A 16,848-nucleotide genomic window follows, 5' to 3' on the forward strand; every position below is an offset into this window, starting at 1 on the left:
TTCGCCCGAAGCGCTCTATCCGTTGTCTCACCTGGTGCGGTCGAGAAGACTCGAACTTCCACGGGTTGCCCCACAGCGACCTCAACGCTGCGCGTCTACCAATTCCGCCACGACCGCTCGTGGTGAGGCGCGGCAGGTAGCAAACTGAGTTTGATTTGGAAAGAGCGGAGTTCGCGGATCACGAACTAAAGCCGCGCTCATTCATAGGGCTTGCCGGGACGCAGAAGCTGCTCGCCCTCGTCCAGGCCGGTGCGCAGCATCAGTCCGCGACGCGTGAAGCGGCCGGTGACGTGCAGCGTCGCGGGCGGGTTGCTGGGTAGGATATAGGTGAAGGCGATGGTGTCGCCGGTGATCGTGGCCGGAACCTTGGCGGGTTCGGGACACTCACCTTCGCAAATCCGCACCACGGCGTAGGGCTTGGGACCGTCGAAGACCTCGACCCGGGCGCCGACGATGTCACCGGTCTCCTCGAACGAGCGGATGTTGTCGTAGACGCCCGAATGACCGCTCGGCTTCGCCGCCGCCGTCGTGAGGCCGAGAACCAGGATTCCGGCCAGAGCCGTTGTCGTGCGTCGCATGGATCACCCGTGAAATGCCGTGATCCTGATTGGCGCGTTCGCGCGCCGGCGCAAGCCCGTCCTTAGGTGCCGCCGGCCATGTAGTCGTAGACGTCGGCGGCGCGGGTCACCTGGATGGCGATGCGGTCGTCGCTGATCTGGATCTCGCCCCGGGCGATGGGGTGGTTGTTGGCCAGGATCCAGACCTCGTCATTGGTCTTGGCGTCCAGCGGGATCACCGCGCCGCGGCCCATGCGCAGCAGCTGCTGCATCGGCAGGATCGAGCGTCCCAGAAGAACGGAGATCTCGACATTGACGGCGTTGACCTGGCTCACGAAGTAAGTCCCTGGATTTCACACGCGACCACGCTCGATCGCGCGACACCCGATGCAAGACTAAGGCCGTATGCTTGATCGCCCGTTAAACTTTGAAAACAAAGCGCTTCCCCTGTTGGACGCGGCCGACGGCGCGCCCGTGGGGTGGGCGGTTTCGACCGGGTACGTGCCCTACCCGGCAGCCGTTGCCGCCATGGAGGCCCGCGCCGCCGCCATCGCCGAGGGTACGGCGGGCGAGCTGGTGTGGCTGCTGGAGCATCCGCCGCTCTATACGGGCGGCGTCTCGGCCAAGGCCACGGATCTGATCGCGCCCGACCGTTTCCCGGTGTTCGCCAGCGGCCGGGGCGGCCAGTACACCTATCACGGCCCCGGCCAGCGAGTGGCCTATGTGATGCTGGACATGACTAGGCGCGGCCGCGACGTGCGCGCCTTCGTCGAGGCCCTGGAGGCCTGGATCATCGACGCCTTGGCGGCCTTCAACGTGACCGGCGAGATGCGCGAGGGCCGAGTCGGGGTGTGGGTCGAGCGCAAGGGTCCCGGCTGGTCGCGCGAGGACAAGATCGCCGCCATCGGGGTGAAGCTGCGCAAGTGGGTCAGCTTCCACGGCATCAGCCTGAACGTCGAGCCGGACCTGGAGCACTTCTCGGGCATCGTGCCCTGCGGCCAGACCGAGCACGGCGTCACCAGCCTGGTCGACCTGGGCCTGCCGGTGACGATGGACGAGGCCGACGAGGCTCTGCGGGCCAGCTTCACGCGGGTGTTCGGGCCGGTTACGAACGCCCCTTCTCCCCTTGCGGGAGAAAGTGTCAGCGAAGCTGACGGATGAGGGGTCGCACCACCCTGTCCGCTCGCGGCTGACCCACTGATCAACCCCTCATCCGACCTCGCTCCGCGAGGCCACCTTCTCCCGCAAGGGGAGAAGGATTTAGACCTGCGCCACCGGCTTCAGCGGATTGGGCCCATAGCGGTTGGCGCCCTGCTCGCCCGGCATGACGCCCAGCTCGATGATGGCCCAGACCACGACTCCGGTGAACAGGAAGTCCAGGAAGTGCTTGGGCGTGGGCCACACCGCGATCAGCGACAGCAGGACCAACGCCGCCCACCAGCCCGACCGCCCCCGATCATGCAGCCGCTTGGACAGCACGCAGGTCGCGAAGAACAGCAGCGGCGGATAGACCAGCCAGCCGGTCAACAGGTGAAGGGTGATCCCGAACGACTCGTAGAGCACGGCGAAGACCAGCAGCGCCGCCGAGGCCATCAGGAACGGCCCGCGCGCCGTCCGGCCCGAGGCCGACAGGAACAGGTCCCACCACTCCGCGCGATCGTTCATTCAGGCAGGCCCCAACGACTCCAACGCCCGAACCTAAGCCGGGCCGCCGCCGAGCGGAAGGGTTTGACTAGGCGAACACTTCCTCGAGCTTGTCCCGGGTGTCGCCGCCGACGCCCTTGGGCGACTTGCCGTAGCGGTTGGGACCCTGGGTCCCGTCCATGAAGCCGAATTCGATCAGGAACCAGAGGCCGATGATGCCGGCCACGATCTTCAGGCCCATCCGCGGCGCGACGAAGCTGTCGGCCGGCGCCATGTCGACGATGTTCGAGGCGATGGATGGAACCCAGTAGACCAGCGCCAGCCAGCCCGACTTGTTCCGGTCGTGGATGCGTTTGACCATCATGGCCAGCGACGGCCAGATGACCAAGAGCCCGGCCAGGGACAGCCGCTCGTCCTCGGGCTTCACGCCGAACGCCAGGAGCAAAAGCACCACGACGGCGACTGTCACCACGCCGATCAGCAGGCCCAGCAACCAGTAGTCGCGCCGACGCAGCCGGCCCTGGAACGAAAACAGCTTCTGCAGAATGGTCACGGCGAATCCCCCAGGCGTGAGGAGATCAGCCAAGCACGACTTTTAGGCGAACTCCACCAGCACTTCGTCGGCGGCGACGGGGTCGCCGCTCTTGGCGTTGACGGCCTTGACCACGCCGTCGCGCTCGGCGCGGATGATGTTCTGCATCTTCATGGCCTCCAGCACGCAGACGATCTCGCCCTCGCGCACGGTCTGGCCCAGGGCCACGTCCATGCTGACCACCAGGCCGGGCATCGGCGAAAGCACCAGCTTGGAGGTGTCGGCGGCCTGCTTCTCGGGCAGCTTGTCGTGCAGCTCGGCGCTGCGCGGGGTCAGGACCAGCACCTTGGTCTTGGCCGCCCGGTGGCGGATCGTGAAGCCCTCGGCGGCCGGGGTCACCTGGACGGTGAACGGCTTGCCGTCCAGCTTGCCCAGGAACACCGGCTTGCCCGGCCGCCAGTCGATCGTCTCCAGGCCGATCGTGCGGTTCTCGTCAGGCAGCTCGACATTCAGATGCTCGGCTTCGCCCGACAGCTTCACCCGCCGCTTGGCGTGGCCGACGGCCACCACCCACTCGGTGCGCACCGGATTGCTGAGCCCGGCCGTGGTCGAGCGGGCCCGGGCGGCGTAGACCCGCTGCATGGCCGCCCCGACGGCGGTCAGGATGTCGACCTGGGCCGGCGTCGGCTCGACGCCTTTGAACCCGTCGGGGAACTCGTCCTTGATGTAGTTGGTCGAGATCTTGCCCGAGCGGAACCGGTCCTGGTCCATCACCGCGGCCAGGAACGGGATGTTCTGGCCCAGGCCCTCGATGTGGAAGTCCTCCAGCGCCCGGCCCATGCCGTCGACAGCCTCAAGCCGCGTGGGGGCCCAGGCGCACAGCTTGGAGATCATCGGGTCGTAGTACATCGAGATCTCGTCGCCCTCGCGCACCCCGGCGTCGTTGCGCACGGTGTAGGGGCCCTGATCGCCTTCCGCCGGCGGGGCGTAGCGGACCAGGCGGCCGATGCTGGGCAGGAACTTGCGGTAGGGGTCCTCGGCGTAGATCCGGCTCTCGATGGCCCAGCCGTTGATCTTCAGGTCCTTCTGTTCGAAGGCCAGCGTCTCGCCCCAGGCCGAGCGGATCATCTGCTCGACCAGGTCCAGCCCGGTGATCAGCTCGGTGACCGGGTGCTCGACCTGCAGGCGGGTGTTCATCTCCAGGAAGTAGAAGCTCTTGTCCTGGCCGGCCACGAACTCCACCGTGCCGGCGCTGTCGTAGTTCACCGCCTTGGCCAGGGCCACGGCCTGGGCGCCCATGGCGTTGCGGGTGGCTTCGTCCAGCAGCGGGCTGGGGGCCTCCTCGATGACCTTCTGGTTGCGCCGCTGGATCGAGCATTCGCGCTCGAACAGGTGGACGACGTTGCCGTGCTTGTCGCCCAGCACCTGGATCTCGATGTGGCGCGGGCTTTCGATGAACTTCTCGATGAAGATGCGGTCGTCGCCGAACGCCCCGGCCGCCTCGGCCCGCACGGCCGGAAAGCCTTCCTCGACGTCCTGGCGGCTCCAGGCCACCCGGATGCCCTTGCCCCCGCCCCCGGCGCTGGCCTTGATCATCACCGGATAGCCGATCTGCTCGGCGATGGTCACGGCGTGGGCGGTGTCGTCGATCTCGCCGATGTGGCCGGGCACGCAGCTGACCCCGGCGGCTTGCGCGAACTTCTTGCTCTCGATCTTGTCGCCCATGGCCGAGATGGCCCCGGGGTTGGGACCGATGAACACGATCCCCTCGTCGGCGCACCTCTGCGCGAACTCGGCCTTCTCCGACAGGAAGCCAAAGCCCGGGTGCACCGCCTCGGCCCCCGTCGCCTTGCAGGCGGCGATGATCTTGTCGGCCACCAGGTAGCTCTGGTTGGCCGGAGCCGGACCGATGTGCACGGTCTCGTCGGCCATCTCCACCGCCAGGCTGTCGGCGTCGGCGTCCGAATAGACCACCACCGTGGCGATCCCCAACCGACGGCAGGTCTTGATCACCCGCACCGCGATCTCGCCCCGGTTGGCGATCAGCAGCTTCTTGAACATCCGGCCGTTCCCTACGCTTTTTCTCATTATCGCTTGTAACTAGGGACTAGCAGGCCGCCGGAGGTTTGCAACGGCGGCGGCGCATGGCAGAGTTTATGACACCGGTTTCCCAAGAACCCGAAATGGGAAGCCGCAACGATGAGCGGCCCGTCCGCCGCCTGAGAGGAAATCGCCCATGCTTCGTCCCGCCTTCGCGCTGCTGACCCTTGCCGGCGCCCTGGCCGCCGCCCCCGCCCTGGCCCAGACCGCGCCGACGCCCGCCGCGCCGATCGCCGCGCCGCCGCCGGCCCCACCGTACGGCCAGCCGGTCACCCTGGCCCAGGCCAAGGTCGCCGCGGCCGCCGCCGAGGCCGAGGCCCGCAAGCAGGGCTGGTCGATGGTCATCGTGGTGGTCGAGCCTAACGGGGCCCTGGTGTTCAGCGAGAAGATGGACGGCGCCCAGTACGGCTCCAACGACGTGGCCCGCCGCAAGGCCGAGACCAGCGCCAGCTTCCGCCGTCCGACCGCGTACTTCCAGGAAGCGGTCAAGGGCGGCACGCTGAACGCCATCTTCACCGGCGCCCTGGCCATCGACGGCGGCGAACTGCTGATCGTCGACGGCAAGATCGCCGGCGCCATCGGCGTCTCGGGCGGCTCCGGCGCCCAGGACGGCTCCGTGGCCCGCGTCGCGGCGGCGGCGCTGAAATAGGACTTCACGATCGGGGGCAGGCCGGTGGCCTGTCCCCGGCTCGAACTCAGGCCCCGAATTCCCGAGCGAACATCGCCACGTATTCGTCGTGCTTGTCGCCGGCCTCGGGGGCGACAAGCCGGGCAATGGCGGCGCTGAACGTCACGGGCGCCAGGCCCGAGGCCGTGACCAGCCTGCCGTCGACCACCGCCTTGGCGCTGTCGACATACTTGTCGATCCCGGCGTAGTCGGGCACGTGACCGGCTAGCCACTCCGCGCCGTTGGAGGTGTGGGCCTTGCCGGCCAGCAGGCCCGCCCGGGCCAGCGCCACCGTCGCCCCGCAGATCGCGCCGACGATCTTGCCGTCGGCATGGACCTGGCGCAGCAGACTGTCGAAGGCCTCGTCGCGATAGCCGGGCCAGGCGTCCGAGCCGATCAGCAGGAAGACGTCGGCGTCGGCCAGCACCGGGTCGGCGAACCGGTAGTCCGCCGCCGCCAGCACCCCGCCGATCGAGGTCTGGGGCTCGCCGTCCGGCGTGGCGATCTCGATCTGCCCGCCATAGTATTCGCGCAGGGCGGCCAGCACCGGCCCGGCCTCCCAGTCGGCCCAGCCCGGTTGCAGGAAAGCGACGGCGACGGTCATGGCGGGGTCCTTTCGGCGGTTTCGAACCGACCTTATGCGCCGCGCCGCCCGCCCTTGTCAGCAAGCGCGCGCCCCCTACCGCAAAAGGTTTCGAGCGCCCATATTGCCGGTCATGACCGACACAGCCCCCCTCTCCGTCACCGGTTTCGACCTGACCCCGCCGACCGAGCCGGAACGCCAGCGCCTGGAGGCCGACCTGACGGCCGAGGAAGCCCGCGTCCTGCTGCATCACGGCACCGAGGCCCCGTTCTGCGGCGGCCTGCTGGGCGAGAAGAGCCCCGGCGTCTATTGCTGCCGCGAGTGCGGCCTGCCCCTGTTCGAATACAAGACCAAGTTCGAGAGCGGCACCGGCTGGCCCAGCTTCTACGCCCCGTACGACGAGGCCCACGTCAAGGAGGTGCGCGACACCTCCTACGGCATGCTGCGCATCGAGACGCTGTGCGCCCGCTGCGACAGTCACCAGGGTCACGTCTTCCCGGACGGCCCCGCCCCGACGCGGCTGCGTTACTGCATCAATTCGATCTCGCTGCAGTTCGTGAAGAGCGGCGATCCCCTGCCCGACCCGCTGCATCGCGGCGACAAGATCCCGGCCTGACGTCGACGGGCGCCCGTCCTGGGACCGGCGCCCGCCTTCGTCTGGATCAGGCGTTCGCCGGCTCGCGCGGCTTGGCCGTCGCCGACAGGCCGTTGCTGATGGCCTGGGCGTAGTCGGCCGGGGTCGGCTGGCCACCACCGGCGGCCTCGGTCGACCAGATGCCGCTGCTGTTCCACAGGAAGCCGCCGGTGATCCCCGTGCCCGCCAGGCCGGCGAAGGTGGCGTTGATCTCGGACGGACCGGAGCCGTCGGCGCCCAGCACCGCATAGCCCGGCACGATGAAGGCGTAGGCGTCGGTCACGCCGGTATTGGGGGTGTTCTGCACCGCCTGCGCCCAGTTGGTCGGCGAGTTGCCGCCGCCGCCCGCGTAGCACTGCAGGTTCATCCACTTGACGATCTGCTGCTGGTGGTTCTGGGCGTAGACGCCGGTCAGGCACCCCGTCCAGAAGTCCTGGTCCATATAGGGGCAATAGGTGGCGTAGAGGCCCAGCGCGCCGACATCCAGCGTCAGGGTGACGATCATCGACTGGTCGTCGCTGGTGTAGCCGTCCTCGGACTCGTAGTCGAAGTCGACGCCGGTGACGCCGAAGGCCGACTGCAGGGCCGCCAGGTTGGTCTTCACCGCGTCTCGCGCGTCCAGCCAGGCCGAAAAGTCGCTGGTGGTGCTCCAGGCGCCCACCGAGACGATCAGGTCGCGGACGCTGCCGCCGCTCTTCATCAGGGCCGCGATCAGCTGCGGGAAGTCGGGATTGACCCCGCTGGTCCCGTCGGTGGCGTACTGGATCTGGCCGTTTCGCACGAACAGGGTGTCGTTCAGATAGAGGTCGCCGCCCGCGTGGATGTGGATCGACCACAGGATCACCGTGGTGATCCCGGCGTTCAGCTGGGCCGCCTGCTCTGCATAGGGCACGGGCGGATTGGGATAGGCGTCCTGGAACAGGCCGTTGCCATAGATGGCGATGGGATAGGCCGACATTGGGGTGCCTCCGGCTCGGGATGAGCAGCGGCACGCTAGTGGAAAACAAAACCTATGAGAGTGATTTTTATCACTCTCTCGGAACGAGATTTCCGCCTTCGGTGACCATCGGATTGCTGTAGGTCAGATAGCCGCGCTCGACCATGCGCCGCATGGCTTCGTAGACCTCGGCCAGCTCTTCGTAGGCGGCGCGCAGGGTCGCCAGGCGCGCCGTCTGCTCGGCGGTGATCGCCGCCCCGCCCTCGGTCATGGCCACGGCTTCGGCCACCCAGCGGGCCCGGGCCATGGCGGCGGCCACGGCCATGCGCTGGAACTTGCCGGAGTCGCTCTTGCCCACGACCTGGGCGATGACCGCGGTGTTGGAGGCGAAGGCCGTGTAGTCGATCTGCTCCAGCTGGCCGCGCAGGCGGCGCTGGGTCTGGGGATCGGTGTCCTGCGGCTCGAAATGGTCGTGCGGACGGCGAAAGCTGGATGTCACGGTCGAGGACATGACGGTCTTCCCTGGGCTCCGCCTTGCTGGCGGGTTGTGGAAACACTGCGCTCGCCGCCTTAACGTCCGATTGAGACGCTTCCCATGCGTCAATCGGGCCATGCCTCAATCGGGCGTGAAGATCCCCTGCAGGCCCACGATCATGGCGATGATCCCGAACACCGCCAGCACCAGGCCCGGCCCCTGCGATCCGCTGGCCGGCAGGTCGCGATGGGCCAGCCTGCCCGCCCGCAGGCGATCCCACAGCAGCAGCACCCCGACGGCGATCCCGACGATCTCGAAGTGGAAGACATGTGGTCCGCTGATCAGATGGACGATCAGGAAATAGCCGCCGCAGACCAGGGCCGCGATCCCGACGATCCAGCGGAACGGACTCAGTCGCTCGGCAAACCTGGTCAGGCTGTCGCCAGCGTTGGGGATCAGCGCCAGCAGACCGATGGCCAGCAGGAAACCGCCGAGGATGTTGCAGAGGTCGAGGATCAGTTCGAGCATGGCGGTGGAATGCCGTCACGGCCAAGGATGTTCCCGGAGAGCGGCCTCCCGCTAGGCGGGAAGCGGACCAAGGCGTCAACGAAACCTGATGTTCCGTTGGCGCCTTGGCCGCGTTGCCTATGGCCTAGCCCGCCCGTCAGGCGTTCCAGCCGCCGTCGACCGTCAGGTTCTCACCGTTCGTGTAGGACGCTTCGGGACCGGCGAGATAGGCCACGGCGGCCGCGATCTCGTTCACCTTGCCGAAGCGGCCGACGCTGGTGAGCTTGACCATGGCCGCATGTTCGTCCGAGCCTTCTTTCGGGCTCAGCTCGGTGTCGATGGGGCCGGGCTGGACGCCGTTCACCGTGACGCCCAACGGGCCAAGTTCGCGGGAAAGGCCTCGCGTGAAGCCATGCAGGGCGAACTTGGTCGCGATATAGAGCGTCACCCCGCCCAGGGGCGCGGCTTCGCCGAAGGCGGAGCCCACATTGATGATGCGGCCCCAGCCTGACTTGGCCATCCGCTTGCCGGCGTCCTTGGATAGGGCGATGGGCGCGCGGACATTGACGTTGAAGTGCTTGTCATAGGCCTCGTCCGGCTGCTCCAGGAACGGGCCGTAGTCCACGACGCCGGCATTGTTGACCAGGATGTCGAGCCGTCCGCCGAACTTGCCGCCGAAGGCGCCGTCGATCGCCGCGATGAGCGTCTTCACGCCCGCCAGTTCGCCAAGATCGGCGCCGACCGCTTCGGCCTCGCCGCTGGCGCTTCGGATACCCTGGACGACCGCCTCGGCGTGTTGGGCGCTGGTCGCGTAGTTCACGATCACCGACGCGCCCTCACGGGCGAGCCGGGCCGCCACGGCGGCGCCGATACCCCGCGAGGAGCCGGTGACGAGGGCGAGTTTGTTTTCGAGGGGCTTAGGCATGGTCATCGTCCTTGAGACAGCGAAGGACGGCTAGATGAACCATATCACCGAGCGGGGGTATGCGCTCAGATCGAACAACATATATACACCATACGTATGAATGATCGCTTCCAGGAACTTGGCGTTTTCGTCCGGGCTGCTGAGACGGCCAGCTTCTCGCGGACGGCGCGCGAGCTCGGGACCACCCAACCCTCCATTTCGCGAACGATCGCGGCCCTGGAAGCGCGACTGGGCGTGAAGCTCTTCCTGAGGACGACACGGCGCATCACCCTGACCGAAGCGGGATCGGTCCTGCTGGAGCGGGCGCGACACATCCTGCCGGCGATCGAAGAGGCCGAGGACGCCGCGCGGGGGACCGACAGCCTCCGGGGCGTCATCAAGATGGCGATGCCCGTCGCCTTCGGCATTCGCGAGGTGATCCCGCGCCTGCCGCCGTTCCTGGCCGAGCATCCGCAGCTGAAGCTTGACCTGGCCATGTCCGATGAGGCGGACGACCTCGTCGCCGAGGGTGTCGATCTGGCGCTAAGATTGGGCAAGCTCGCCGATTCCGGCTTCGGCGCGCGCCGACTCGCTTCGGCGCCCCGACTTCTGCTCGCGTCACCCCAGTATCTCGAGAATAGAGGACGGCCGGTCGGGCTGGCCGATCTCGCGGAACACGACGGCGTCTTTGGTCCTGGCGCGTCTGGCCGTAGGGGCTGGATGATCCTTGACGGTCAAGCCGAGAAACCCCTGACCGTCGTCGAACGGTTCAACGTCGGCTCCGCGGAGGGCGTCATCGCGATGGCCAAGGCAGGCCTCGGCATCGCGGTCGCGTCCGCCTGGATGTGCCGAGCCGAACTGGCGGCAGGATCCCTGACGCCGATCCTTTCCGACTTCCCCCTCGCGCCCGCCGAAGTGCATGCGGTCTTCCCGGCGGGCCGGCAACCGTCGCGAAAGGTCAGGGCTTTGACGGACTACCTCGCCGAGGCGCTAAAGAGCGATCCGTGAGCGCTCGTCGGTCGCCGCTACCTCGCAGCGCAAGCGCGAAGCAGACCTTCCCAATGCCCGGCTAGGGTCGAAAGCCCGCCCCTAGCCCACCGCCGTCACCAGCCAGCACGCGCCGGTCATCGGCACGACGCCGTCCCGCACTTCGTCTCGCAGGCGTTCGGCCACGGCGTCGGTGACCCTGGCGCGGGTCGCTTCGTCTTCACGGCGCAGGATCGGGCCCAGGGAACCCAGCTCCAGGCTCAGCACCATCAGTTCGTCGAAGCTCAGCGGCATGGGGGCGTCCAGCGGCGTGATGGCGATGTCGCGCCAGCCGCTGCGGTCGAGCACGCCGCGCACGCGGTCGGGATCGGCGAAGGCGAAGCGGCCCGGACCGTCGCCGGGCGGCGGCGGAGGCTCGGACAGCAAGGGCGCGGCGACCTGTAGTGGGATCTGCGACAGCGGGTTCTCGGCGGGGCCGCGCCAGCAGGCGAACACCAAGGCGCCGCCCGGCTTCAGCGCGCGCCGCAGGTTCGCGAAGGCCGCGTCGGGGTCCGGGAAGAACATCACGCCGAACCGCGACAGGATCGCGTCGAACGCGCCCGCCTCGAAGGCGTGATCCTGGGCGTCGGCCTCGATGAACTGGGCCTGGGGCAAGTCCTGGGCCTCCGCTCGCTGGCGCGCCAGGTTCAGCAGCGGGCCCGACACGTCGACGCCGACGCAGGATCCCGCCGGGCCCAGGCGGCGCGCCATGTCCAGGGTGGTCGCGCCGGCCCCGCAGCCGACGTCGAGCACGCGCTTGCCCGGTCCGGGATCGGCCCGCGCGACCACCGCCTCGCCGATCGGGGCGTTCAGCCGGTCCAGCAGGTCCTGGGAGCGCACCCAGACCTCGCCGCCTTCGGCGTTCCAGAAGCTGGCGGTCATCGCTGTTCGGGTGTCTTGGCGGGTCATGGAAGTCTCCGGAGCGTTGCGGATTTCGGCACGCCGCCGCATTGTGCAAGTTCAAGTCGACTTGAGGTCAAGCATGTTCGATATCGACATCGCCGAACTGGCGCGCCGGTCGGGCGTGCGGGCCTCGGCGCTGCGCTATTACGAGGACAAGGGGCTGATCGTGTCGACCGGGCGGCGCGGTTTGAAGCGCCTGTTCAATCCGTCGACCGTAGAGCGCCTGTCGCTGATCGCCCTGGGCCAGGCCTCGGGCTTCTCGCTCGACGAGATCGCGGCGATGCTGACGGGCGCGCCGAACCTCGACAAGCGCCAGCTCCAGGCCAAGGCCGCCGAGCTGGACCGGCGCATCGCGGACCTCGGCCGGCTGCGCGACGGCCTGCTGCACGCGGTGGCCTGCACCGCGCCCAGCCTGATGGATTGCCCGCGCTTCCGCGGCATCGCCCGCCTGGCCGGACGCCAGGCCGCCGCCCAGCCCTCGCGCCGCCGGTTCCGAGCTGAGCCGGCCTAGACGCCGGCCAGCGCCTTCCAGCCGAACGTCAGCAGCGGCCGAGCATCGGCCACGAAGTCGGCGATGAGCTCGGCCAGGTCTTCGCCACCGATCTCGGTCCCGGTCAGCGGACGGCGAACCAGCCAGCGCGTGCGTTTGATCGCCGTCTCCAGCGGCCCTCCCGCATGCTCTTCGAACCCCTTGGGCATGCGCTTGGTGGGGTCGCCCGCCTCCAGCGACAGCCCCTTGGCGGCCAGGGCCTTCTCGACCGCCAGCCAGCCCTTGGGATCGGCGGCGATCGCCCGGCGGAAGGCGTCAATGTGCGGGCGTTCGGACAGGTAGAAACCGGCCGCCGCGAACGGTCCGGTTCCGGCATAGGCGTCCGCCGCCTGGGCCGACGGCAAGGTCGAGGGATCCAGCGGGTCGATGGTCTCGGGGTCGAAGGCCGGCGCCGGGCCGCCCTCCGGCTCGATGTGCACATAGACCAGGCCGGGCGACAGCTTCTGGCCGTCGCGGGTGAGCGTGGCCGAGACGTGGGTCTTGTAGGGCCGCTTGTCCTTGGAGAACCGTACGTCGCGATGGATGCGGAACACGCTCTTCTTCGGATCGCCGGCCAGCGGCAGGTCGCGCGCCGCGAACGCCCCGTTCAGGGCGTCGATCAGGGCCGAGAGCGTCGGCTTCAGGCGCTCGTCATAGACGGCGCGGTGGGCGGTGAACCACTCGCGGTCGTTGTGGGCGGCCAGGCCGGTCAGGAAGGCCAGGTCGGCGGCGGCGAAGCCGGGAAAGGACGTGCGAGTCATGGCGCGAGGCTAGACCGAAAGCCCGCCGCCTGTCTGCTGACACCCCCTGTCATCGCGGTGTGCGACGCCGTTGCTCGGGCTTTTCGCGGAAGGATGATCCTCCCCGCGAGCCCTCGCTTCAGGAGCACCGCCATGACCATCCAAGACGTCGCCGCCGACCTCGTCGCCCTGTGCAAGGCCGGCAAGTTCAATGAATCCGGCGAGAAATACTGGGCCGACGACGTGGTCAGCATCGAGGCCATGCCCGGCGACATGGCCCGCATCGCCGGCAAGGCGGCCGTGCGCGGCAAGGGCGAATGGTGGGCCGCCAACAACGAGGTCCACGGCTTTGAGATCACCGGCCCGTTCGTCAACGGCGACCAGTTCGTGGTCGGCTTCAAGATGGACGTGACGCCCAAGGCCACCGGCGAACGCACGACCCTGGACGAGGTGGGCCTCTACACGATCAAGGACGGCAAGATCGTGGAGGAGCGGTTCTTCTATTGAGCTGACTAACCGGCGAGCTAGGCCCCGGAACAAGGTTTAGGCGTGAGCCTTGCCCTGTTTCGGTTCCGGCGCTGGATTTGCCGGCTCCGGCTTGAACCTTCCGGCCCGCTGCTCCGGCGATCCGTGCTTGGCGATCCGTGCGGCCTCATGCATGGCGCGGGCGATGGCGTCAGAGTCCAAAGGCTTGGTCATCTTGAGCTCCTCTCCCCCAATCTAACATCGCCGTCGCGACTGTCCCAGACCTCCCAGGCGTCGACGATGGGCTTGTAGAGCCGGTCGAGGTTTTCGAGGCTCCGCGCGAAACGGCGACGCACATCGCTCTCCGGCACGCCGTGCCCGCCTCGCGCTACCCGCAAGCCGACCCGCGCCAGGGAATCCTCGACAGACGCCAAGCGCACATAGACGAGTTCGATCCGATATCCCCTCGCCCGCCAGGTCGGTATTCGCCGCGCATAAAGACCGCTCGACAGCGTCGTCTCGAAACCGAAATCCCGACCGGATGCAACGAGCGCGTCAAGCCGCGTCAGAAGCAACCGGCCCGCGCCGATGGCCTGCTCCCCGGGCTGTAGATGAGGCAACTCCTCGCGTCCTATCTCATCGGCATTGAGATAGGGCCACCCCTTCGCCTCCGCCGCGAACAGGGCGTTAGCGAACGTGGTCTTACCCGCGCCGTTGGGACCGGCGACGATCAGGATGGTCGGCAAGGCGCTCTCCCAATGCGAGCTTCACTATCGCACAAGGAGAACAAACCAAAAACACTAAACTACACCTCGAGGAACGGCTGGAAGCCGCCGAAGATCATGCGCTTGCCGTCGAACGGCATGCTCGCCGGGTCCTGCTTCAGGCGCGGATCGGCCATGACCTTGGCCATGATCTCGTCGCGAGACGCCTTGTCGCGGTAGACGATCCACGAGAACACCACGATCTCGTCGTCGGTCGCCTGGACCGCGCGCGGGAACGAGGTGAGTTCGCCATAGGGCACGTCGTCGCCCAGGCATTCGACGTAGGACACCGCGCCGTACTCCATCCAGACCTCGGAACCGAGCTTGGCCATCGCTTTGTAGGCGTCGATCTTGTCCTTGGGGACCGCGATCACGAAACCGTCGACATAGGACATGGCGTCCTCCCTGCGGGGTTGCTGATACTCCTAGAACGATCGAGCATGCCGGGGTCCGACATCGCGGCGAAAAGAATTCGCCCGCCGGACCGGGCCCGCCGGCCTCGTCAGGGCTGGACGACGTAGCCGGCCGACGCCGGCACCCACAGCACGGTGTCCTGCATGTCCGGACGGGCGACGCCGTTCATCGTGACCTGCGCGATCCACCAGTCGCCGCTGCGGCGGTAGGTAGTGCAGACCTCCTGGCCCAGGGTCTCGGCCATCGACTGCTGGATCTGGGCCCGGATCGGCGCGGCGTCCTCCTCCGGCAGCCGGTGGCCGCGCACGGCGATCTGGGCCTTGTCGACGCCCGACAGCGGCCCGCACACCGCCCCGTCGCGCACCGTCACCGGCGAGACGGTGGTCATCGTCACGAGCGGCGAGGCCTGGAGGATCACCTGGGCCTTGTTCAAGATCTGGCCATCGACGCCGAAGCTGTAGCCGCCCATGGCCCGGCAGGTCTTGCGCACCGGATCGGGCGTATAGCACTGCACGTCGCCGATCCGGGCCGGAGCCAGCGGATCGGCGCCCGCGACGGCCGGCGGGGCGGCTTGCGCCGCCACCGCCAGGAGCAAGGCCAGCATGGCTAGCCTTCCGTCTTCAGATAGATTTCCGACCCCTGCTCGCGGAACTTGTCGCTCATCTCGGCCATGCCTTGCTCAATGGAGTTCGGGGCCATGCCGGCCGCGAACTCGCGGACTTCCTGGCTGATCTTCATCGAGCAGAACTTGGGACCGCACATCGAGCAGAAGTGCGCGGTCTTGTGCGCCTCCTTGGGCAGGGTCTCGTCGTGGAAGGCCCGGGCGGTCTCGGGGTCCAGGCCCAGGTTGAACTGGTCCTCCCAGCGGAACTCGAACCGCGCCCGGCTGATGGCGTCGTCCCACATGGCCGCGCCGGGATGACCCTTGGCGAGGTCGGCGGCGTGGGCGGCCAGCTTGTAGGTGATGACGCCGGTCTTGACGTCGTCCCGGTCGGGCAGGCCCAGGTGCTCCTTGGGCGTGACATAGCAGAGCATGGCCGTGCCGAACCAGCCGATCATCGCCGCGCCGATCGCCGAGGTGATGTGGTCGTAGCCAGGGGCGATGTCGGTGGTCAACGGACCGAGCGTGTAGAAGGGGGCTTCGTGGCAGTGCTTGAGCTGCTCGTCCATGTTGGCCTTGATCTTGTGCATGGCCACGTGGCCCGGCCCTTCGATCATCACCTGCACGCCGTGCTTCCAGGCCACCTTGGTCAGCTCGCCCAGGGTGCGCAGCTCGGCGAACTGGGCCTCGTCGTTGGCGTCGGCGGTCGAGCCCGGACGCAGGCCGTCGCCCAGCGAGAACGACACGTCATAGGCGCGCATGATCTCGCAGATCTCTTCGAACCGCTCGTAGAGAAAGTTCTCCTTGTGGTGCGCCAGGCACCACTTGGCCATGATCGAGCCGCCGCGCGAGACGATGCCCGTCACGCGCTTGGCGGTCAGCGGGATGAACGGCAGGCGCACGCCGGCGTGGATCGTGAAGTAGTCCACCCCCTGCTCGGCCTGTTCGATCAGGGTGTCGCGGAAGACTTCCCAGTTCAGGTCCTCGGCCACGCCATTGACCTTCTCCAGCGCCTGGTAGATCGGCACCGTGCCGATCGGCACCGGGCTGTTGCGGATAATCCAGTCGCGAATGTTGTGGATGTTGCGGCCGGTCGACAGGTCCATGACCGTGTCGGCGCCCCAGCGCGTGGCCCAGACTAGCTTGTCGACCTCGTCGGCCACGGTGGAGAGCACCGCCGAATTGCCGATATTGGCGTTGATCTTGACCAGGAAGTTGCGGCCGATCGCCATCGGCTCCAGCTCGCCGTGGTTGATGTTGGCCGGGATGATGGCCCGGCCGCGCGCCACTTCCTGGCGGACGAACTCGGGCGTCACGAAGTCGGGGATCGAGGCGCCGAAGTCTTCGCCGTCGCGAATGCACGGACGGTCCTGCTCGCGGCGCAGGTTCTCGCGGATGGCCACATATTCCATCTCGGCGGTGACGATGCCGGCGCGAGCGTATTCCAGCTGGGTGACCAGCTTGCCCTGGGCGCCCTTGAAGATCGGCCGCTTGGCGGTGAACTGCGGGGCCAAGTGCTTGCCTTGGGCGAAGCCGTTGTCCTCGGGCTTCACTTCACGGGGATTGGCGACGAGTTCGACGTCGCCGCGGGCCACGATCCACGGCTCGCGCACGCGCTGAAGGCCTTGCTCGATGTCGATCTTGGAATGGGGGTCGGTATAGGGGCCCGACGGGTCGTAGATGGTGACCGGCGGCTCATTGGCGCTGGGGTGGACCTCGACCTCGCGGAACGGCACCCGGATGTCGGGGAACAGCGAGCCGGCCTGGTAGACCTTGCGCGAACCGGGGCGTTCGCCGGTCGGAATGGCGCCGATGGCGTCTTTGATGGGCAGTTGAACGTTCATAGTCGGGCGCTCCTCAAGCGTT

General features: G+C 67.8%; 23 protein-coding genes and 1 tRNA gene. 6 read left to right on the forward strand and 18 right to left on the reverse strand.

The window, feature by feature from the left end; translation table 11 throughout:
• Positions 1-32 precede the first annotated feature (32 nt).
• From G3M62_RS14620 to G3M62_RS14630, 3 genes are all read right to left on the reverse strand, one after another.
• Positions 33-117: transfer RNA gene (locus G3M62_RS14620), tRNA-Leu, on the reverse strand.
• Between the two features lie 80 nt (positions 118-197).
• Complete coding sequence (locus tag G3M62_RS14625) at positions 198-578, reverse strand: hypothetical protein (protein ID WP_165188184.1); 381 nt, start codon at positions 576-578, stop codon at positions 198-200.
• A gap of 62 nt (positions 579-640) precedes the next feature.
• Positions 641-892 carry a FliM/FliN family flagellar motor switch protein gene (locus tag G3M62_RS14630; protein ID WP_028040691.1) on the reverse strand — a complete coding sequence of 84 codons (252 nt, stop codon included), beginning with the start codon at positions 890-892 and terminating at the stop codon, positions 641-643.
• Between the two features lie 70 nt (positions 893-962).
• Between G3M62_RS14630 and lipB the strand changes: the two genes are divergently transcribed.
• Complete coding sequence (lipB, locus tag G3M62_RS14635; RefSeq protein ID WP_165188185.1) at positions 963-1,718, forward strand: lipoyl(octanoyl) transferase LipB; 756 nt, start codon at positions 963-965, stop codon at positions 1,716-1,718.
• A gap of 99 nt (positions 1,719-1,817) precedes the next feature.
• On the opposite strand, the gene G3M62_RS14640 is transcribed toward lipB, so the two are convergent.
• From G3M62_RS14640 to G3M62_RS14650, 3 genes are all read right to left on the reverse strand, one after another.
• On the reverse strand, positions 1,818-2,222 hold the full coding sequence (locus G3M62_RS14640) for a DUF805 domain-containing protein (RefSeq protein WP_165188186.1): 405 nt from the start codon (positions 2,220-2,222) through the stop codon (positions 1,818-1,820).
• Between the two features lie 67 nt (positions 2,223-2,289).
• Positions 2,290-2,754 carry a DUF805 domain-containing protein gene (locus G3M62_RS14645; protein ID WP_165188187.1) on the reverse strand — a complete coding sequence of 155 codons (465 nt, stop codon included), beginning with the start codon at positions 2,752-2,754 and terminating at the stop codon, positions 2,290-2,292.
• Positions 2,755-2,796: 42 nt separating this feature from the next.
• Positions 2,797-4,794 carry an acetyl-CoA carboxylase biotin carboxylase subunit gene (locus G3M62_RS14650; RefSeq protein WP_165188188.1) on the reverse strand — a complete coding sequence of 666 codons (1,998 nt, stop codon included), beginning with the start codon at positions 4,792-4,794 and terminating at the stop codon, positions 2,797-2,799.
• A gap of 175 nt (positions 4,795-4,969) precedes the next feature.
• Between G3M62_RS14650 and G3M62_RS14655 the strand changes: the two genes are divergently transcribed.
• A complete protein-coding gene (locus G3M62_RS14655; protein ID WP_165188189.1) occupies positions 4,970-5,482 on the forward strand; it encodes a GlcG/HbpS family heme-binding protein in 513 nt (170 codons plus the stop codon).
• A 46-nt stretch (positions 5,483-5,528) separates the two neighbouring features.
• Here G3M62_RS14655 and G3M62_RS14660 read toward each other — a convergent pair whose 3' ends face one another.
• The gene (locus G3M62_RS14660) at positions 5,529-6,104 is read right to left on the reverse strand and encodes a DJ-1/PfpI family protein (RefSeq protein ID WP_165188190.1); all 576 of its coding nucleotides are present in this window, start codon (positions 6,102-6,104) and stop codon (positions 5,529-5,531) included.
• A 112-nt stretch (positions 6,105-6,216) separates the two neighbouring features.
• Between G3M62_RS14660 and msrB the strand changes: the two genes are divergently transcribed.
• Positions 6,217-6,699, forward strand: a complete 483-nt coding sequence (gene msrB / locus G3M62_RS14665) for a peptide-methionine (R)-S-oxide reductase MsrB (protein ID WP_165188192.1) — start codon at positions 6,217-6,219, stop codon at positions 6,697-6,699.
• Positions 6,700-6,745: 46 nt separating this feature from the next.
• Here msrB and G3M62_RS14670 read toward each other — a convergent pair whose 3' ends face one another.
• The 4 genes from G3M62_RS14670 to G3M62_RS14685 all read right to left on the reverse strand — a co-directional run bounded on the left by G3M62_RS14670 (position 6,746) and on the right by G3M62_RS14685 (position 9,561).
• Positions 6,746-7,675, reverse strand: a complete 930-nt coding sequence (locus tag G3M62_RS14670) for a hypothetical protein (protein WP_165188194.1) — start codon at positions 7,673-7,675, stop codon at positions 6,746-6,748.
• Positions 7,676-7,745: 70 nt separating this feature from the next.
• On the reverse strand, positions 7,746-8,165 hold the full coding sequence (locus tag G3M62_RS14675; protein WP_165188196.1) for a hypothetical protein: 420 nt from the start codon (positions 8,163-8,165) through the stop codon (positions 7,746-7,748).
• A gap of 105 nt (positions 8,166-8,270) precedes the next feature.
• Complete coding sequence (locus G3M62_RS14680; RefSeq protein ID WP_165188198.1) at positions 8,271-8,657, reverse strand: hypothetical protein; 387 nt, start codon at positions 8,655-8,657, stop codon at positions 8,271-8,273.
• Between the two features lie 136 nt (positions 8,658-8,793).
• The gene (locus G3M62_RS14685; protein WP_165188200.1) at positions 8,794-9,561 is read right to left on the reverse strand and encodes an SDR family NAD(P)-dependent oxidoreductase; all 768 of its coding nucleotides are present in this window, start codon (positions 9,559-9,561) and stop codon (positions 8,794-8,796) included.
• Positions 9,562-9,657: 96 nt separating this feature from the next.
• Here G3M62_RS14685 and G3M62_RS14690 point away from each other — a divergent pair, with 96 nt between their 5' ends.
• Entirely contained in the window at positions 9,658-10,548 is an 891-nt protein-coding gene (locus tag G3M62_RS14690; protein WP_165188202.1) for a LysR family transcriptional regulator, read from the forward strand.
• A gap of 81 nt (positions 10,549-10,629) precedes the next feature.
• Here the strand turns inward: G3M62_RS14690 and G3M62_RS14695 are convergent, their stop codons facing one another.
• Positions 10,630-11,475, reverse strand: a complete 846-nt coding sequence (locus G3M62_RS14695; RefSeq protein WP_165188204.1) for a class I SAM-dependent methyltransferase — start codon at positions 11,473-11,475, stop codon at positions 10,630-10,632.
• A 73-nt stretch (positions 11,476-11,548) separates the two neighbouring features.
• Between G3M62_RS14695 and G3M62_RS14700 the strand changes: the two genes are divergently transcribed.
• Positions 11,549-11,980 carry a helix-turn-helix domain-containing protein gene (locus G3M62_RS14700; protein ID WP_165188205.1) on the forward strand — a complete coding sequence of 144 codons (432 nt, stop codon included), beginning with the start codon at positions 11,549-11,551 and terminating at the stop codon, positions 11,978-11,980.
• Here the strand turns inward: G3M62_RS14700 and G3M62_RS14705 are convergent.
• Positions 11,977-12,759, reverse strand: coding sequence for a DUF2461 domain-containing protein (locus tag G3M62_RS14705; RefSeq protein WP_165188207.1), 783 nt, complete (start codon positions 12,757-12,759; stop codon positions 11,977-11,979). The genes G3M62_RS14700 and G3M62_RS14705 overlap by 4 nt on opposite strands.
• A gap of 132 nt (positions 12,760-12,891) precedes the next feature.
• On the opposite strand from G3M62_RS14705, the gene G3M62_RS14710 reads away from it, so the two are divergent.
• Positions 12,892-13,245 (forward strand): nuclear transport factor 2 family protein, encoded by a 354-nt coding sequence (locus tag G3M62_RS14710; protein WP_165188209.1) that lies wholly within the window; start codon positions 12,892-12,894, stop codon positions 13,243-13,245.
• A gap of 36 nt (positions 13,246-13,281) precedes the next feature.
• Here the strand turns inward: G3M62_RS14710 and G3M62_RS14715 are convergent, their stop codons facing one another.
• The 5 genes from G3M62_RS14715 to thiC all read right to left on the reverse strand — a co-directional run bounded on the left by G3M62_RS14715 (position 13,282) and on the right by thiC (position 16,826).
• On the reverse strand, positions 13,282-13,437 hold the full coding sequence (locus G3M62_RS14715; RefSeq protein ID WP_165188211.1) for a hypothetical protein: 156 nt from the start codon (positions 13,435-13,437) through the stop codon (positions 13,282-13,284).
• The gene (locus G3M62_RS14720; RefSeq protein WP_165188212.1) at positions 13,434-13,949 is read right to left on the reverse strand and encodes an ATPase; all 516 of its coding nucleotides are present in this window, start codon (positions 13,947-13,949) and stop codon (positions 13,434-13,436) included. The genes G3M62_RS14715 and G3M62_RS14720 overlap by 4 nt, the downstream gene beginning before the upstream one ends.
• A 59-nt stretch (positions 13,950-14,008) precedes the next feature.
• Complete coding sequence (locus G3M62_RS14725; RefSeq protein ID WP_165188214.1) at positions 14,009-14,362, reverse strand: DUF1428 domain-containing protein; 354 nt, start codon at positions 14,360-14,362, stop codon at positions 14,009-14,011.
• A 107-nt stretch (positions 14,363-14,469) separates the two neighbouring features.
• Positions 14,470-14,985, reverse strand: a complete 516-nt coding sequence (locus G3M62_RS14730; protein WP_165188216.1) for a hypothetical protein — start codon at positions 14,983-14,985, stop codon at positions 14,470-14,472.
• Between the two features lie 2 nt (positions 14,986-14,987).
• On the reverse strand, positions 14,988-16,826 hold the full coding sequence (gene thiC, locus G3M62_RS14735; RefSeq protein ID WP_165188218.1) for a phosphomethylpyrimidine synthase ThiC: 1,839 nt from the start codon (positions 16,824-16,826) through the stop codon (positions 14,988-14,990).
• Between the last annotated feature and the right edge of the window lie 22 nt (positions 16,827-16,848).

Source organism: Caulobacter soli, assembly GCF_011045195.1.
GTDB classification, from domain to species: Bacteria; Pseudomonadota; Alphaproteobacteria; order Caulobacterales; family Caulobacteraceae; genus Caulobacter; species Caulobacter soli.

Coding starts and splice junctions, on each gene's coding strand:
- G3M62_RS14710 (WP_165188209.1), top strand. CDS start 12,892: ATGACCATCCAAGACGTCGCCGCCGACCTCGTCGCCCTGTGCAAGGCC.
- thiC (WP_165188218.1), bottom strand. CDS start 16,826: ATGAACGTTCAACTGCCCATCAAAGACGCCATCGGCGCCATTCCGACC.
- G3M62_RS14655 (WP_165188189.1), top strand. CDS start 4,970: ATGCTTCGTCCCGCCTTCGCGCTGCTGACCCTTGCCGGCGCCCTGGCC.
- G3M62_RS14685 (WP_165188200.1), bottom strand. CDS start 9,561: ATGCCTAAGCCCCTCGAAAACAAACTCGCCCTCGTCACCGGCTCCTCG.
- G3M62_RS14625 (WP_165188184.1), bottom strand. CDS start 578: ATGCGACGCACGACAACGGCTCTGGCCGGAATCCTGGTTCTCGGCCTC.
- G3M62_RS14680 (WP_165188198.1), bottom strand. CDS start 8,657: ATGCTCGAACTGATCCTCGACCTCTGCAACATCCTCGGCGGTTTCCTG.
- lipB (WP_165188185.1), top strand. CDS start 963: ATGCTTGATCGCCCGTTAAACTTTGAAAACAAAGCGCTTCCCCTGTTG.
- G3M62_RS14715 (WP_165188211.1), bottom strand. CDS start 13,437: ATGACCAAGCCTTTGGACTCTGACGCCATCGCCCGCGCCATGCATGAG.
- G3M62_RS14725 (WP_165188214.1), bottom strand. CDS start 14,362: ATGTCCTATGTCGACGGTTTCGTGATCGCGGTCCCCAAGGACAAGATC.
- G3M62_RS14660 (WP_165188190.1), bottom strand. CDS start 6,104: ATGACCGTCGCCGTCGCTTTCCTGCAACCGGGCTGGGCCGACTGGGAG.
- G3M62_RS14675 (WP_165188196.1), bottom strand. CDS start 8,165: ATGTCCTCGACCGTGACATCCAGCTTTCGCCGTCCGCACGACCATTTC.
- G3M62_RS14730 (WP_165188216.1), bottom strand. CDS start 14,985: ATGCTGGCCTTGCTCCTGGCGGTGGCGGCGCAAGCCGCCCCGCCGGCC.
- G3M62_RS14705 (WP_165188207.1), bottom strand. CDS start 12,759: ATGACTCGCACGTCCTTTCCCGGCTTCGCCGCCGCCGACCTGGCCTTC.
- G3M62_RS14700 (WP_165188205.1), top strand. CDS start 11,549: ATGTTCGATATCGACATCGCCGAACTGGCGCGCCGGTCGGGCGTGCGG.
- msrB (WP_165188192.1), top strand. CDS start 6,217: ATGACCGACACAGCCCCCCTCTCCGTCACCGGTTTCGACCTGACCCCG.
- G3M62_RS14670 (WP_165188194.1), bottom strand. CDS start 7,675: ATGTCGGCCTATCCCATCGCCATCTATGGCAACGGCCTGTTCCAGGAC.
- G3M62_RS14690 (WP_165188202.1), top strand. CDS start 9,658: ATGAATGATCGCTTCCAGGAACTTGGCGTTTTCGTCCGGGCTGCTGAG.
- G3M62_RS14695 (WP_165188204.1), bottom strand. CDS start 11,475: ATGACCCGCCAAGACACCCGAACAGCGATGACCGCCAGCTTCTGGAAC.
- G3M62_RS14650 (WP_165188188.1), bottom strand. CDS start 4,794: ATGTTCAAGAAGCTGCTGATCGCCAACCGGGGCGAGATCGCGGTGCGG.
- G3M62_RS14640 (WP_165188186.1), bottom strand. CDS start 2,222: ATGAACGATCGCGCGGAGTGGTGGGACCTGTTCCTGTCGGCCTCGGGC.